Raw genomic sequence first — 13,446 nt, 5'->3', positions numbered from 1 at the left:
CCGACCTAGAGGGAGAACCTGATGTCTCAGATCATGTACAACTACCCGGCGATGCTGGCCCATGCGGGCGAGATGGCCGGTTACGCGGGTGCCATGCACGCGGTCGGCGCCGATATCGCCAGCGAGCAGGCGGCACTGGCCGGGGCCTGGCAGGGCGACACCGGAACCACTTACCAGGCGTGGCAGGCCCAGTGGAACCTCGCGCTCGAGGAACTCGTGCGCGCTTACCGCGCAATGGCCGCCACCCACGAGCAGAACACCATGACGATGAGCGCCCGGGACCAGGCCGAAGGCGCCAAATGGGGTGGCTGACCAACGGTGGCAGTTAACGCAGTCGAGCTGACCGCGGAGCAGGCCTGGTTCGTCGCCGACGCTTCGGGGGCAGGTAACTATCCCTGGGTGTTGGCCATCACCCCGCCCTACAGCGAGCACGCCGAACGGGCGGCATTCGAGTCCAGGCTGTCGGCCGAACTGGTCGATCTGAAGGTGATGACGGCCGACGGCACCGTTGAACCTCGTGTGCGGCAGTGGGTGACGACGACGTGCCGGGCTCGGCGGTGGCTCGAACTCCGATTCGTCCGCGGCTCGGGAACCATGCTGCGCGGACACGTCGCGCGACGCGATGACCACACCGTCGTTGCGCTGCGCGGCGGTGGCCTCGTCACGCTGTCCGCGTTGCAGGTGGACCACCCGCAGGCGCTGGTTCCCATCCTGACCGCCGGGCTGTCGGGTCGCCCGCCTGCCAGGTTCGACGAGTTCGCGGTCCCCGCGCGGATCGGGGCGCGCGCGGACGAAAAGCTGCGCAACGGCGCGACGCTGGACGACGTGATCGAGTTCCTCGGCGTCCCGCCGAGCGCACGCGCCGTCGTCGAAGCCGCCTACGCGACGGACCGCAGCTATGTCGAGATCGTGGCCGGCGACCATTGGGACGGCCATCGCGTCAGCACCGACGTCGGCGTCAGCGTCGTCGACACCCGGGAGGGCAGGGTCCTCGTCCACCCGTCGAAGGCATTCGACGGCGAATGGATCTCGACCTTCACGCCCGGCACGCCGATGGCGATCGCCACCGCGGTCGAACGGCTGACCTCAACGCTGCCCGACGGGGCGTGGTTCCCCGACCTGAAACTGACCCGAGACTTCGACTCCAACCAGAGAACGGAACACCAATGGCAGACAGTTTGAGCGGCGCTACAGCGTCTTTGGCGGACCCGGCTCCGTCGCGGTCGATGCCGATCGTCCGCGTCGCGGTGCTCGCCGCGGGTGAGGCGGGCGGCCGCGTCACCGACATGGCGTTGCCCACCGAACTCCCCCTGCGCGAGATCCTGCCCGCCGTGCGGAAGATGGCAATGCCGGCCGACGAAGAGTACGGAGACGCGTCACCGGTCGTGTTGTCGCTGGCCCCGATCGGCGGCGCACCGTTCAGCCTCGACGCGACGCTGGAAACCGTCGGCGTCGTGGACGGCGATCTGCTCGCGCTGCAACCGCTTCCGGCCGGGCCCGCTGCGCCGCGAATCGTCGAGGACATCGGCGATGCCGCGGTGATCTTTTCGGCGGCCCGTGAGAAGCCCTGGGGTGCGGCGCATATCGCCCGCGGCGCTGCGGCGGCCGTGAGCTCGATCATCGTGATCGCCACTGTCTTCGCCGCGGTACACAGCGAGATCGTCGGCGGGTTCGCCGGACTCGCTCTGGCCAGTGGCACGGCCCTGGTCACGGTCCTGGCCGCAATGCTCTCGTGGGGTCGCTCGCCCCGGCTGGGCACTGCGCTGGCCGTCACGGCGCTGGCGCCAATCGCCGTGGCTCTCGCGCTCGGGGTGCCCGGTGAGTTCGGATCGTCGCATGTGCTGCTCGCTGCCGCCGGCGTGACGGCCTGGTCGATCGTGAGCATCGTCGTCGCACAGCGGGCGATCGCGGTGTTCACCACTGCCACCGTCGTCGGCGGCGGAGCGTTGATCACCGCGGGCGCCGCCACGATCTGGCACCTGAATCACATCGTCGTCGGATCGATCCTGGTGGTGTCGGCGCTGGTGGTCACGGTCCAGGCCGCGCAACTGTCCGCGTTGTGGGCCCGGCTGCCGATGCCGGTGATCCCCGCCCCCGGCGACCCGACGCCCGCGCCGCACCCGCTGAAGGTGCTCGCCGACCTGCCCCGGCGTGTCCGGATCAGCGACTCACACCAGACGGGCTTCATCGCGGGTGGCGTGCTGCTGTTCACCGCCGGGGCGGTGACCCTGGCTGCGCCACAGGATGTTTCGCCGTGGACGTGGTATGTCGTGGCTGCGGTGGCACTTGGTGCGGTGCTGCGGGCAAGGGTGTGGGATTCCGCGCCGTGCAAGGCGTGGTTGTTGAGTCAGCCGTTCCTGCTTGCGGTCTCGTTCCTGGTCGTGTTCGCCGTCGACGACCGCCTCGCCGCGGCCTGGTGGGCGCTCGCCGCGCTCGGTGGACTGACGGTGGTGTGGGTGATCGTGGCGATGTTCCCGAAGGTCGGCTCGTCCGAGACCTACTCGCTGCCGATGCGCCGCCTGGTCGGATTCCTGGCATCCGGAGTCGATGCGTCGCTGATTCCGGTCTTGGCGTATCTCGTCGGGTTGTTCGCCTGGGTGCTGAACCGATGAGGCATCGGTGATGCGCGATCGAGGGCGCTCTGCGCTCGCGGCCACGGCGGCGATGGCCGTCGTGATCGCGAGTTCGCCCGTTGCTCAGGCGATCGCACCGCCACAGGTCGATCCCGCGGTGCGGCCGCCGTCGGGCGCCGCCGGACCCGTCCAGCCGCAGTCACAGCGGGGACCGTGCGTCAGCGCCGGGGTGCTGCCCGGTAGCGACCCGGGTGCGGCCAGTCCGAATCATTCGCTGCTCAACCTCGACGGAGCGTGGAAGTACAGCCGCGGCGACGGACAACTCGTCGCGGTCATCGATACCGGCGTGTGGCCCGGGCCCCGGTTGCCGAACGTCGAACCCGGCGGGGACTTCGTCGAATCCACCGACGGACTGAGTGACTGTGACGGTCACGGAACGTTGGTGGCCGGGCTGATCGCGGGTCAGCCGGGCGACGACGGGTTCTCCGGCGTCGCGCCCGGCGCGCGTGTGCTCGCGATCCGGTCGACCTCGTCGCGGTTCTCTCCGCGCGAGATCGGCGAGAATCCGGCGACCGCGCGCGTCGCCCTCGACGTCGCGACCTTGGCCCGGGCGGTCGTTCGCGCGGCGGATCTTGGCGCGAGGGTCATCAACATCTCGGCCGTCACCTGTATTCCCGCCACAGAGAACGTCGACCAGTCAGAACTCGGTGCGGCCCTGCGGTATGCGGCCGTCGAAAAGGACGCCGTGATCGTCGCCGCCGCGGGCAACAACAAAGCGGGGTTGAACCCGGGGTCGGCGTGTCCGTCGAATCCGCTGTCGAATCCCGGTCGACCCGAGGATCCCCGCAATTGGGGCGGCGTCACCTCGGTGTCGATACCGTCGTCCTGGCAGCCCTACGTGCTCTCGGTGGGATCACTCGACACATCCGGGCGGCCATCGGACTTCACCATGGCAGGTCCGTGGGTGGGCATCGTCGCGCCGGGGCAGGACATCGCTTCGGTGAGCAACGGCGACGGCGGCGGTCTCGCGAACGCACTGCCCGATGACCGCGGACGGTTGTACCCCCTGAACGGTTCGAGCTTCGCGGCGGCGTATGTGTCGGGCGTTGCGGCCCTGGTGCGCAGCCGCTTTCCCGACCTGACCGCCGAGCAGGTCAGGGACCGTCTCACGGCCGGCGCGCAGGGCGCGGCGCGGGCGCCGTCGAACCTGACCGGTGCGGGACTCGTCGATCCCGTCGCCGCATTGACATGGGATGTGACGGCGGCGGTCGCCGGTCCCGGCGAACCGAAGCCCCAGCCGGTCGCCGCGCCGCCGCGGCCTGATGCCCCCGATGCGACACCGAAGGTGGTCGCCTTCGCGGGCGCCGGCGTGCTCGCCTTGATCGCGGCCGTCACGGCTGCGGTCGCCGTTCATCGGCGAAGAAGCCCAGACAACCAAGCGGAGGCATCGTGACCGTTCGAATTGCGTTGGCGTCGTTGGCCATCGTCCTGGCGGCGATGGCGTACCCATGGGGATCGACCACGGACTGGTGGATCTTCGGCATCGCTGTGGCCGTGGTGGTCGTGGTGTTCGCCTGGTGGCGCGGCCAGTTCCTGACGAACATGGTCGCGCGCCGCTTCGCGGTGTTTCGGCGTAACCACTCGAAACCGAAAGCGCAGAACCCGAACCAGGTCACCGTGGTGGTGCGGGTCGCCGATCCGGCGAGCCCCGGTGTGCCGCTGCCCCTGGTGTCCGGATATGTCGAGCGGTTCGGCGTCCGCAGCGAAAAGGTCCGCGTCACGACCCACAACCGTGACGGTGCCCGCGCCACGTGGATCAGCCTGACTCTCGATGCCACCGCCAATCTCGTGGCACTGCAGGCCCGTTCGCCCGAGTTGCCGCTGCGCGAGACCGCTGAGATCGCCGCCCGGCGGATCGCCGACCAACTTCGCGAGGCCGGCCTCGATGCTGTACTGGTCGAGGATGCCGACGCGCCGCTGATCGGCAATACCCGCGAGAAGTGGCGCGGAGTCAAAGACGAAGCCGGATTCGTATCGGCTTACGGGATTCCGGTCGACGACCGCTTGGGTGAGCGCCTCGAGGAGGTGTGGTCGGAACCGACCGAGACGTGGACGGCCGTCGAGTTCAGCGGTTCGGCCGCGCGACCGGCTGTGGCGGCGGTGTGTGCGTTCCGCACTCCCGAGGTGGTGCGCGGCGTGCCGGTGTCCGGCCTGACGGCCCATCGGGGCGTGCAGAAGCCGTTGCTGACCGCTTTGGACCCCAAAACCGTTGGCCAGTTGGGTGTTCCGGTTCGGGGCGTCGCTCCCAATCGGCTGGCGCGGATCGACTGGCCGGCCGGAGCGCAGGCCGAACTCAGTCGAACATGAAGCCGCGCATGAAGCGGGTCATCCGACGCAGGTAGTCCGGCTGGCTGACATGCAGGATGTGGTTGCCCGGGAACCAGTGGAACGCACAGCGGTCCCAGTGCTCCCACAGCATCTCGGCCTGCTCCGGCGGCGCCAACCGGTCACCGAGACCAGTGATGATCAACCTGCGGTCCTTGGGCACCAGCGGCGCGTAGTTCAGCGGTGACGAGAACATCGTTGCCGCGCCGGTGAGTTCGGCATCGGTTCCCGTCAACAGGTTTCGCAGCCCGACCACCTTGTTGGCGGGGAACCATTCGTCCACGGTCTGATCGGGTGCGACCACGGGGACGTTGGGAATGACGGCCTGGATGCGGTCGTCGACGGCCGCGATCACCGCGGACGTGTATCCACCCAGCGACATCCCGGTCAGGGCGATGCGGTCGACTCCGGTGAACTCGAGATAGTCGAGGACCGAGCGGAAATCGTGTACGGCCTGTGCCATCGCCTCGGCGAAGCCGGAGAAGCCGTTGGCGAAGAACCCGTAGCCACTGAAGGGTGAGCCCTTTTCGGCGCGGGGACCGTGAAAGGGCATGGTGTACAGCAGGACGTCGTATCCCGAACGGAAGAACCACGGCAGCGAGAAGAACAGGCCGTTGAACAGATACGGCGAGCCCATGAAGCCGTGGATCAGGCACAGCGTCGGATGCGGTCCGTCGTCATGGCGCCAGTGTTGGGCGTGCACGACGTTGTTACGTTCGAAGCCGCGGCACTGTTCGCGCAGCGCGGGATTGACCGCCTCGAAGCTGCTGTCGAAACGAATGTTCTGGACGCGGCCCTTGGCGATCCACTCTGCCAGCGGGTTCGCCGTCCTCGATGCCACGCGGGGCGGGGACGAAGGTGCTGGGAACGAACGGACGGGATCCCTTGCCGCGGCCAGTTCGGCGTAGAACTGCAACTGTTCGCGTTCGGCGCGTGACTGTGACCGGCGCAACCCGCCGACCAGGGTCGGCAGCATCGTGGTCGCGAGTAGCGACGCGATCGCGGTCCGCAGCGCGATATCGGCGACGGCCGACGAGTCGACGATGAACCGTTGGCGCAGCGTGAGGTCGGCGCGCCGCGGCAGACCCCGGGAGGCATCCGCACCCGGAACATCGGGAACGGGGATGGGTGGATCGATCGGGTTGGCGTCCGATTGGCTCACGTCCGCATGGTATCCCGATCGGGCGATGTCAAACTGTCATCATGTGGAACCCCGAGGCGTATCTGTCCTTCGCCGACCAGCGCGGGCGTCCATTCTTCGAGCTGCTGTCGCGGGTTCGCGCCGAGGCGCCGCGACGGGTTGCGGATCTGGGTTGCGGGCCGGGAAATCTCACCGCCACACTGGCGCAGCGCTGGCCGCAGGCGGACATCGAGGCGTTGGACAGCTCCCCGGAGATGGTGCGGGCGGCGCGGGAGCGGGGTATCGACGCGAACGTCGGCGACGTCGCCGACTGGACACCGAAACCCGGCACCGAGGTGGTGATCAGCAACGCCACCCTGCAGTGGGTGCCCGACCATCCGCGACTTCTCGTCCGGTGGGCCGGCCAGCTGGTATCCGAATCATGGATCGCGATGCAGGTGCCGGGCAATTTCGACGCGCCCTCGCATCTCGCGGTGCGCGAGCTCGTTCGTCGCGGCGAGTGGTCAGAGCGGTTGCGGGACTTCCCGTTTCGGGAGGCACCGGTCGAGGATCCCGTCGGGTACGCCGATCTGCTGGCCGATGCCGGGTGCGCGGTCGACGCGTGGGAGACCACCTATGTGCACGTGTTGACCGGCGAGAACCCGGTGTTGGAATGGATCACCGGCACCGCACTTCGCCCCGTGCGCAGCAGGCTGTCCGATCCCGAGTGGGAGCAGTTCCGCGCCGAATTGATTCCCATGCTGGATTCCGCGTATCCCAGGCGGTCGGACGGAACCACGTTCTTCCCGTTCCGGCGGATTTTCGTGGTGGCTCAGGTCGGGTGAGGGCCGCGCCTGGCGTTGAGAAGATCGATCACCTGCTTGACCAGGTCGTCGATGTCCGCGCCGGTGGTGTCGAGCACCAGATCCGGGCTTTCCGGGGGCTCGTACGGGGCGTCGACGCCCGTGAAGCCCTTCAGTTCTCCCGCGCGCGCCCGCGCGTAGAGGCCCTTGGGATCTCGTCGTTCGCACTCGTCGACCGGGGTGGCGACGTGCACTTCGATGAAGGGGAGTTGCGCCGCATCGTTGAGAGCGCGGGCGGTCTCCCGGTCGGACTTCAGCGGTGAGACCAACGACGCCAACGCCACCACACCGGCGTCGGCGAACAGTCGGGTGAGATGGCCGACCCGGCGGATGTTCTCCGCGCGGTCACCGGCCGAGAACCCCAGATCGTCGGACAACCCGTGCCGGATGTTGTCACCGTCGAGAAGATAGGCCACATCACCGGATTCGACGAGCGCGCGTTCGACCGCCACTGCGATCGTCGACTTGCCCGATGCGGGCAGGCCGGTGAACCAGATGGTGGCACCGCGTTGTCCGGTGGCCGACCACCGGAAGTCCCGGTCAAGGGACGAGGGGTGCCAGCGGATGTCGTTGCGCGTCTGTTCTCCCGGTTTGACCTCACGCGGCTCCATGATCGTGCCCGCGCCGACGGTGTCGTTGGTGGCCTCGTCGATCAGGATGAACGCGCCGCTGTCCCGGTTCTCGGTGTAGGGGTCGGCTATCACCACCGAGCTTGTGCGTAGAGTGATTTCGCCGATGTCGTTGAGCACCAGCTCAACCGGGTTGTCCAGCTCGTCGAGCGTCTCCGTATCGAGGCGGCTGTGCAGTGCCTGCACGGTGGCGCGAACCGTCTTCGCTCCCTGTTTGAGCGCCAGTCGATCGCCCGCACGCAACGGGCCTTCCCGGAACCAGCACACCGTGGCGTCGAGTTCGCGGGCGAGCACGGGGAGGACGGCGTCGTCGGAGCCGCTGACCAGAACGTCGCCACGACCGACGTCGATGTCGTCGGCCAACTCCACGGAAACCGACAGCGGCGCAACAGCGACGGAGCGTTCGTCGTCGAGCGTGTCGACCAGCGTCACCGTGGAGCGGGTGCCGGATGGAAGGCTGACCACCGGGTCGCCGACCTTGAGCGTCCCGCCGGAGAGCCGTCCGGTGTAGCGGCGCCGCTGCTCGGCGGTGGGGCGTGACACCCACTGCACCGGAAGCCTCAACTTGGTGGATTCCGCCTGCGGCGCAGTGAGCTCGATGCTCTCGAGATACTCCAGCAGCGTCGGCCCACCGTACCAGGGGGTGTTCTGCGACCGGTGGACGACGTTGTCACCGAGCTTGGCCGCGATCGGGATCACCGTGATGTCGATGTTGCCGAGGCGGGCGGCGACCTGCTGCAGCTCCTTGTGCACCTCGGTGAACCGGGTCTCGTCGAAGTCGACGAGGTCGATCTTGTTGACGGTCGCGACGAAGTGTTTGATGCCCAACAATCTGGCGATGCGCGCGTGCCGGTTGGTCTGGCGCAGCACACCGGCGCGCGCGTCGACGAGTAGGACCGCAGCATGAGCATTGGACGCGCCGGTGAACATGTTGCGGGTGTAGCGCTCGTGGCCCGGCGTGTCGGCGAGGATGTAGCTGCGTGTGTCCGTCGAGAAGAACCGGTAAGCCACGTCGATCGTGATGCCCTGCTCACGTTCTGCGCGCAGGCCGTCGGAGAGAGCCGCCAGATCGGCGATGCCCTCCTCGTCGGTGACGGCCTCGAGGTGATCCGTTGGGAGGCTGTCGGTGTCGTGTAGGAGGCGCCCGATCAGCGTGCTCTTGCCGTCGTCGACGGATCCGGCTGTGGTGATGCGGAGAAGTTGACGGGTCATCAGAAGTATCCCTCGCGCTTGCGGTCTTCCATGGCGGCGACCGAGGTGCGGTCGTCGGCTCGCGTCTCACCGCGTTCCGACACTGTGGCAGCGGAGATCTCGGTGATCACACGCTCGATGTCGACGGCTCGCGAGCGGACCGCACCGGTGATTGTCAGGTCGCCGACGGTCCGGTAACGCACCCACTCGACCGAGGACGCCTCGCCCTCGGCGGGTTTGGCGGCCCCCTACACCGCGAGAAGGATGCCGTCGCGTTCGAACACCTCGCGTTCGTGGGCGAAGTAAATCGACGGCAGTTCCAGGTTCTCGAGTTCGATGTAGCGCCACACGTCGAGCTCGGTCCAGTTGCTCAGTGGAAACACGCGGACCTGTTCGCCCTTCCTGATGCGGCCGTTGTACAACGACCATGGCTCCGGCCGCTGGGCCCGGGGATCCCACTGGCCGAACTCGTCGCGGAAGGACAGGATGCGTTCTTTGGCGCGGGCGCGCTCCTCGTCGCGGCGGGCACCGCCGAACGCCGCGTCGAATCCGCCCGCCTCGAGTGCGTCGAGCAGCGTGCGGGTCTGCTGGCGATTGCGCGAGGCGCCGGGTCCGGGATCGGGGACTCGACCCTTGTCGATCGACTCCTGCACCGAAGCCACGATCAACCGGTGCCCTTGGCCTTCGACGCGGCGGTCGCGGAACTCGATGACCTCTGGGAAATTGTGTCCTGTGTCGACGTGCATGACCGGGAACGGCAGCGGCGACGGGCGAAAAGCCTTCTCGGCGAGGCGAAGCAACACGATCGAGTCCTTGCCCGCGGAGAACAGCAGCACCGGGCGCTCCAATTCGGCGACCACCTCGCGGATGATGTGCACCGCCTCGGCCTCCAACAGCCGGAGCTCGTCGACGTGCAGGGTGTCGACCGTCATGTGGGAAGTCCCTCCTGCTCCGCGTCCGCCCTGTAGCGGTCGACCCATTCATCGGAGCGCTGATCGGCCTGCCGCTCGAGTACCGGATCCGGCGCAAGCCGCCGGTCCTGTCCGAGCGCTTCGAGGACGTCGCCGACGATCTGGGAAAGGTTGCGCCACAACACCGGATACGGCACCTCCAGTGGAGCCACCCCTTCTTCGGCGAACCAGTTGCGCCAACCCTCTTCCTGGGCCCGCAGCATCGTCACGACGTGGGCGATGGCACCGGCGTGGTATTCCGCGCGGGCATCGCGTGTCGGATCTGGCCGCCCGCGCCATACCCGCGTCTGCACCGCCCGCCAGAACGAAACAGCCTGCGACACAACATCAGGGCGGTAGACGTGGATGAAGAACGGGTCGCTGCCGATGACATCCCGGATGGCCGACAACAGGCCGGTACCGGATCGCTCGGGCAGCCCGCTGGCCCGGTCGAGCAGCAGCGGCGTCTGGTTCCACATCAGCTTGCCGCCCCAGATGCCGTTGGGGGTGCGGCCCACCGTGCGGATGTAGTCGCGCCAGATCTCCGGTGGAGCGAGGTCGGGTTTGCCCTCGTCGAGCGGGTCCAGGAGACGCAGGATCGATTCGTCGGTCACGCCCTCGAACCACTGCCGCGGCTGTGGCGACTGACTGGTGCTGGGCAGGTACTGAAAGAACTCGCCGGGTTCACCGGCGACACCCGTCGCGCGCAGTGATTCCACGAGCAGCGTGCTGCCGCTGCGCTGAGAGGCCAGGACGAGATAGGCCGTCGGGGCTGACATGCGCGCAGCTTACCCACACGGCAATAATCCGACACCACATGCGGTTTCGCTCACGATGAGCGTAATTATTGGCCGTTGCCGTCGTCCTCGATGCCGCGTTCGGTCGCGATCGCGGAGCGGCTCGGTAGGGGTCCTTGGATACGCAAATAAGTTTGGGTGTAGCGCTCCGAGATTCGGGTGCCCGCGAACTCCGACGGGATCACGTCGTTGGTCTTGACGCGCCAGTCGTTGAGGAGCAGCGCCAACTCATTGGCGATCGCTTCCGCCTCGTCGGGCCCAGCCGGGCCGAGCAGGTTGGTCGACTCGGTCGGGTCGTCGCGCAGGTCGTACAGCTCCCGTTGCGGTCGTTCGGCCCGCACAAGAGGAGCCACGATTCGGCCGGGCGCGCTGTCGGCGATGTCCCACGGCAGGTCCAGCAGCGGCCGCGGGGCGTAGTTCTCGATGTAGCTGTACTCCTTGGTGCGGATCGCCCGGATCGGGTCGAAGGAGTCGTGGTAGGTCTTCGTGGTGTACACCTCGGTGCGAACCGGCGGCCCGGGGTCGGCTAGCAGAGCGACCTTGTGCGAGAGCCCTTCGACGTCCGGGGGCACTTCCAGGCCGAGGAGTTCGAGCAGTGTCGGAAGCAGGTCGACGCCGCTGAACAACTCGTCGTAGACCTTCGGTGCGATGTCGGTGTCGCGCGGCGGGCGCACGATCATGGCGATGCCCGTACCCGCGTCGTACAACGTCGATTTGGCGCGGGGCAGAGCCGGGCCGTGGTCGGTCATGAACACCACCCAGGTGGTGCGGTCCAGGCCCGTCGCCGACAGAGTGTCGAGAAGCCTGCCGACGGCGGCGTCGGCCACTGAGATAGACCCGTAGAACTCGGCGAGATCCTCACGGACTTCCGCTGTGTCGGGCAGATAGTCGGGGACGGCGACGCCGGTCGCGTCGGCCGGCTCGTATCTGTCGCGGGGATACGGTCGATGCGTCTCGAAGAAGCCCGCGGTCAACAGGAATGGCTTCTCGGGCGTGTTCGTCAGCCACTTCGCCGATTGTTCGACGACGTACTCGCAGTAGGAGTTCGAAACGTCGAATTCGTCGAAGCCGAGCTTCGCCGGGTACGAGGTCTCGTGTTGCATACCGAACAGTGCTGTGTGCCAACCGGATTCGGACAGAATCTGCGGCAGTGTGCGGACACCGGAGCGGTACTCCCACCCGTGGTGGGCCAACCCCACCAATCCGTTGCTCTGGGGGTATCGGCCCGTGAACAGTGAGCCCCGCGACGGTGAGCAGAGTGGCGCGGTCGCGTGGGCGCGGGTGAAGAGGATGCTCTCGGCGGCGAAGGCGTCGAGGCGGGGACTCGACACGTCGTCGTGACCGTACGCGCCGAGATAGCGCCCGAGGTCGTGCCAGTGCACGATCAGCACGTTGTCTCGCCGCGCGTCTGTCACTGCGGATCCTTTCGTCGTCGTCGACGTTCCCACTTCATCCTGCGAAGCGTGGACGGGCAACCCTTTGACTCACGGCCTTGACCTCAGGTCTGCCGTGACCTCACGCTCGGTACCGGTGTCCACGGCAGGTTATCCCCAGGTTTTGGCTGACGGTGGTCGGTGTTGTCCCCAAGTTCGGGTTCATCCACAGATGCGGTTATGACCTTGGTGGGGCGATCCGAGGCCGAATAGGTTCGTTCGTATGTTCGATGAGTTGGTGGCGGCACAGGCATTTGAGGTTGGCGGCTTGGGTGGGCCCGGCGGGGTAGGCGATGGTGTGGTCGATGTCGCAGGCGGTGGCCGGGACGTCGCAGCCGGGGAATCGACACGTCAGGTCGCGGCAGCGCACGAACCACGCCAGGCTCGCCGAGGGGGTGTGGCGCGGTTCGGGCCCGGCATCACCGGGATGAATCACCGGCTGGAGCTTGGCGCTGCGGGCCAGGGTGGCGGCCAGCAGCGGCGCCGGCACCAGCCCCTTACCCATCAGGTAGCCCGGATCGGTCACCGCCGGGCCCGGCGAGTCGGCGGTGGAGTCGGTGCCCGCCGGACCGGTGGAGTCGGTCGCGGGGTCGGTTGGCTCCTTTTGCGGGGCGTGGCCGTGCAGGGCGGCGGGGGTGTCATCAGACAAGGTGTCGTGGCGGGCGATGACGTGGATGACCACCGCGCTGGGGGTGGCGGCGGCGGCCTCACAGTCGGGACGCCCGCAGGCGCATTGCAGTCGCTGGGCGCCGTGGCCCAGGGCGCCCAGGGCGTCGGCGCGGCGTTGCTCGGCGGTGCGCGGGTCGTGCTCGCACACCGCGGCGGCCATCGCATCGAGGCGGGCATCGAGGGCGGCGGCGTCGGCGGCGAACAACCAGCCCTCGATCTTGGCGGTGCCCGATCCGTCGGGCGGATCGTGGATCACCACCTCGCGGCCCAGCGCGGCGTTTTCGGTGCGCCGCACCGCGGCCGGGTCGTAGCGGTCCACGCAGGCGTCGATGGCGGCATCGAGCTTGATCGCCGACAGGGTGCCCCAGCGGGTCAGCTCGCCGGCCAACTCGGCGTCGATTTTGCCCAACGCCGCGGTGTCGCGCACCAGCCGGGTGCGATGAGCCACGGTGGCCACCATGCGGTAGGAGATCGCGCCGGAGGCGAACACCGTGGCCACCGCGGGCAGGCGCTGGCGCAGCTCATCGGCGATCGCCAGTTGGTGAGAAGCCACCCCCAGCGACACCCCCTGGGCGGCGGCGACCTCGGCGGCCGCGATCGCCCAGTTGTCGATGCACCACTGTTCGCGATCGACCGCCCCGGCCTGGCGGATCAACCCCTCCAGCACGTCGGCAGCAGCGGCCAGCCGGCGCGCACACGCAGCGTTTTCCACCCGCGCCCACGCCCCGATCGCCCCCGCACCCCGCGACCGACCGGCCACCGCCACCAACTCATCGAACATACGAACGAACCTATTCGGCCTCGGATCGCCCCACCAAGGTCATAACCGCATCTGT

11 protein-coding genes and 1 pseudogene are annotated in these 13,446 nt (G+C 68.0%); 6 read left to right on the top strand and 6 right to left on the bottom strand.

From position 1 onward, the window contains the following. Positions 1-21: 21 nt before the first annotated feature. Genes A5698_RS06725 through eccE form a run of 5 tightly spaced genes read left to right on the top strand, consistent with a single transcriptional unit; the run spans position 22 to position 4,940 of the window. Positions 22-312 (top strand): WXG100 family type VII secretion target, encoded by a 291-nt coding sequence (locus A5698_RS06725; protein WP_067087002.1) that lies wholly within the window; start codon positions 22-24, stop codon positions 310-312. A 6-nt stretch (positions 313-318) separates the two neighbouring features. Further along, on the top strand, positions 319-1,182 hold the full coding sequence (locus A5698_RS06720) for an ESX secretion-associated protein EspG (RefSeq protein WP_068294741.1): 864 nt from the start codon (positions 319-321) through the stop codon (positions 1,180-1,182). A gap of 44 nt (positions 1,183-1,226) precedes the next feature. Then, the gene (gene eccD / locus A5698_RS06715) at positions 1,227-2,612 is read left to right on the top strand and encodes a type VII secretion integral membrane protein EccD (protein WP_068294738.1); all 1,386 of its coding nucleotides are present in this window, start codon (positions 1,227-1,229) and stop codon (positions 2,610-2,612) included. Positions 2,613-2,622: 10 nt separating this feature from the next. Then, on the top strand, positions 2,623-4,026 hold the full coding sequence (gene mycP, locus A5698_RS06710; RefSeq protein WP_068294734.1) for a type VII secretion-associated serine protease mycosin: 1,404 nt from the start codon (positions 2,623-2,625) through the stop codon (positions 4,024-4,026). Further along, positions 4,023-4,940, top strand: a complete 918-nt coding sequence (eccE, locus tag A5698_RS06705) for a type VII secretion protein EccE (RefSeq protein ID WP_068294731.1) — start codon at positions 4,023-4,025, stop codon at positions 4,938-4,940. The genes mycP and eccE overlap by 4 nt, the downstream gene beginning before the upstream one ends. Here eccE and A5698_RS28475 read toward each other — a convergent pair. Continuing rightward, entirely contained in the window at positions 4,927-6,120 is a 1,194-nt protein-coding gene (locus tag A5698_RS28475; protein WP_068294728.1) for an alpha/beta hydrolase family protein, read from the bottom strand. The two genes, eccE and A5698_RS28475, sit on opposite strands and share 14 nt — an antisense overlap. A 41-nt stretch (positions 6,121-6,161) precedes the next feature. Between A5698_RS28475 and A5698_RS06695 the strand changes: the two genes are divergently transcribed. After that, the gene (locus A5698_RS06695) at positions 6,162-6,923 is read left to right on the top strand and encodes a trans-aconitate 2-methyltransferase (RefSeq protein ID WP_068294725.1); all 762 of its coding nucleotides are present in this window, start codon (positions 6,162-6,164) and stop codon (positions 6,921-6,923) included. Here the strand turns inward: A5698_RS06695 and cysC are convergent. From cysC to A5698_RS06670, 5 genes and pseudogenes are all read right to left on the bottom strand, one after another. Further along, the gene (cysC, locus tag A5698_RS06690; RefSeq protein WP_068294722.1) at positions 6,911-8,782 is read right to left on the bottom strand and encodes an adenylyl-sulfate kinase; all 1,872 of its coding nucleotides are present in this window, start codon (positions 8,780-8,782) and stop codon (positions 6,911-6,913) included. The genes A5698_RS06695 and cysC overlap by 13 nt on opposite strands. Beyond that, a pseudogene (gene cysD / locus A5698_RS06685) lies at positions 8,782-9,693 on the bottom strand (sulfate adenylyltransferase subunit CysD). Before cysD ends, cysC begins: the two are co-directional and overlap by 1 nt. Further along, the gene (gene stf0, locus A5698_RS06680) at positions 9,690-10,490 is read right to left on the bottom strand and encodes a trehalose 2-sulfotransferase (protein ID WP_068294719.1); all 801 of its coding nucleotides are present in this window, start codon (positions 10,488-10,490) and stop codon (positions 9,690-9,692) included. Before stf0 ends, cysD begins: the two are co-directional and overlap by 4 nt. Before the next feature lie 65 nt (positions 10,491-10,555). Continuing rightward, positions 10,556-11,923: a sulfatase family protein gene (locus A5698_RS06675; RefSeq protein WP_068294716.1), complete on the bottom strand. Its 1,368-nt coding sequence runs from the start codon at positions 11,921-11,923 to the stop codon at positions 10,556-10,558. A gap of 196 nt (positions 11,924-12,119) precedes the next feature. After that, a complete protein-coding gene (locus tag A5698_RS06670) occupies positions 12,120-13,391 on the bottom strand; it encodes an HNH endonuclease signature motif containing protein (protein ID WP_068294713.1) in 1,272 nt (423 codons plus the stop codon). Positions 13,392-13,446 lie beyond the last annotated feature (55 nt).

Source organism: Mycobacterium sp. E136 (assembly GCF_001666865.1).
Taxonomy (GTDB): Bacteria; Actinomycetota; Actinomycetes; order Mycobacteriales; family Mycobacteriaceae; genus Mycobacterium.
Note: the sequence above shows the minus strand (reverse complement) of the source record. Positions and strands in the feature narration are given on the sequence as shown.

Excerpts from the sequence above, each read along its gene's own strand:
- A5698_RS06725 (WP_067087002.1), top strand. The coding sequence starts at position 22 with ATGTCTCAGATCATGTACAACTACCCGGCGATGCTGGCCCATGCGGGC.
- eccD (WP_068294738.1), top strand. The coding sequence starts at position 1,227 with ATGCCGATCGTCCGCGTCGCGGTGCTCGCCGCGGGTGAGGCGGGCGGC.
- mycP (WP_068294734.1), top strand. The coding sequence starts at position 2,623 with ATGCGCGATCGAGGGCGCTCTGCGCTCGCGGCCACGGCGGCGATGGCC.
- A5698_RS06695 (WP_068294725.1), top strand. The coding sequence starts at position 6,162 with ATGTGGAACCCCGAGGCGTATCTGTCCTTCGCCGACCAGCGCGGGCGT.
- cysC (WP_068294722.1), bottom strand. The coding sequence starts at position 8,782 with ATGACCCGTCAACTTCTCCGCATCACCACAGCCGGATCCGTCGACGAC.
- stf0 (WP_068294719.1), bottom strand. The coding sequence starts at position 10,490 with ATGTCAGCCCCGACGGCCTATCTCGTCCTGGCCTCTCAGCGCAGCGGC.
- A5698_RS06670 (WP_068294713.1), bottom strand. The coding sequence starts at position 13,391 with ATGTTCGATGAGTTGGTGGCGGTGGCCGGTCGGTCGCGGGGTGCGGGG.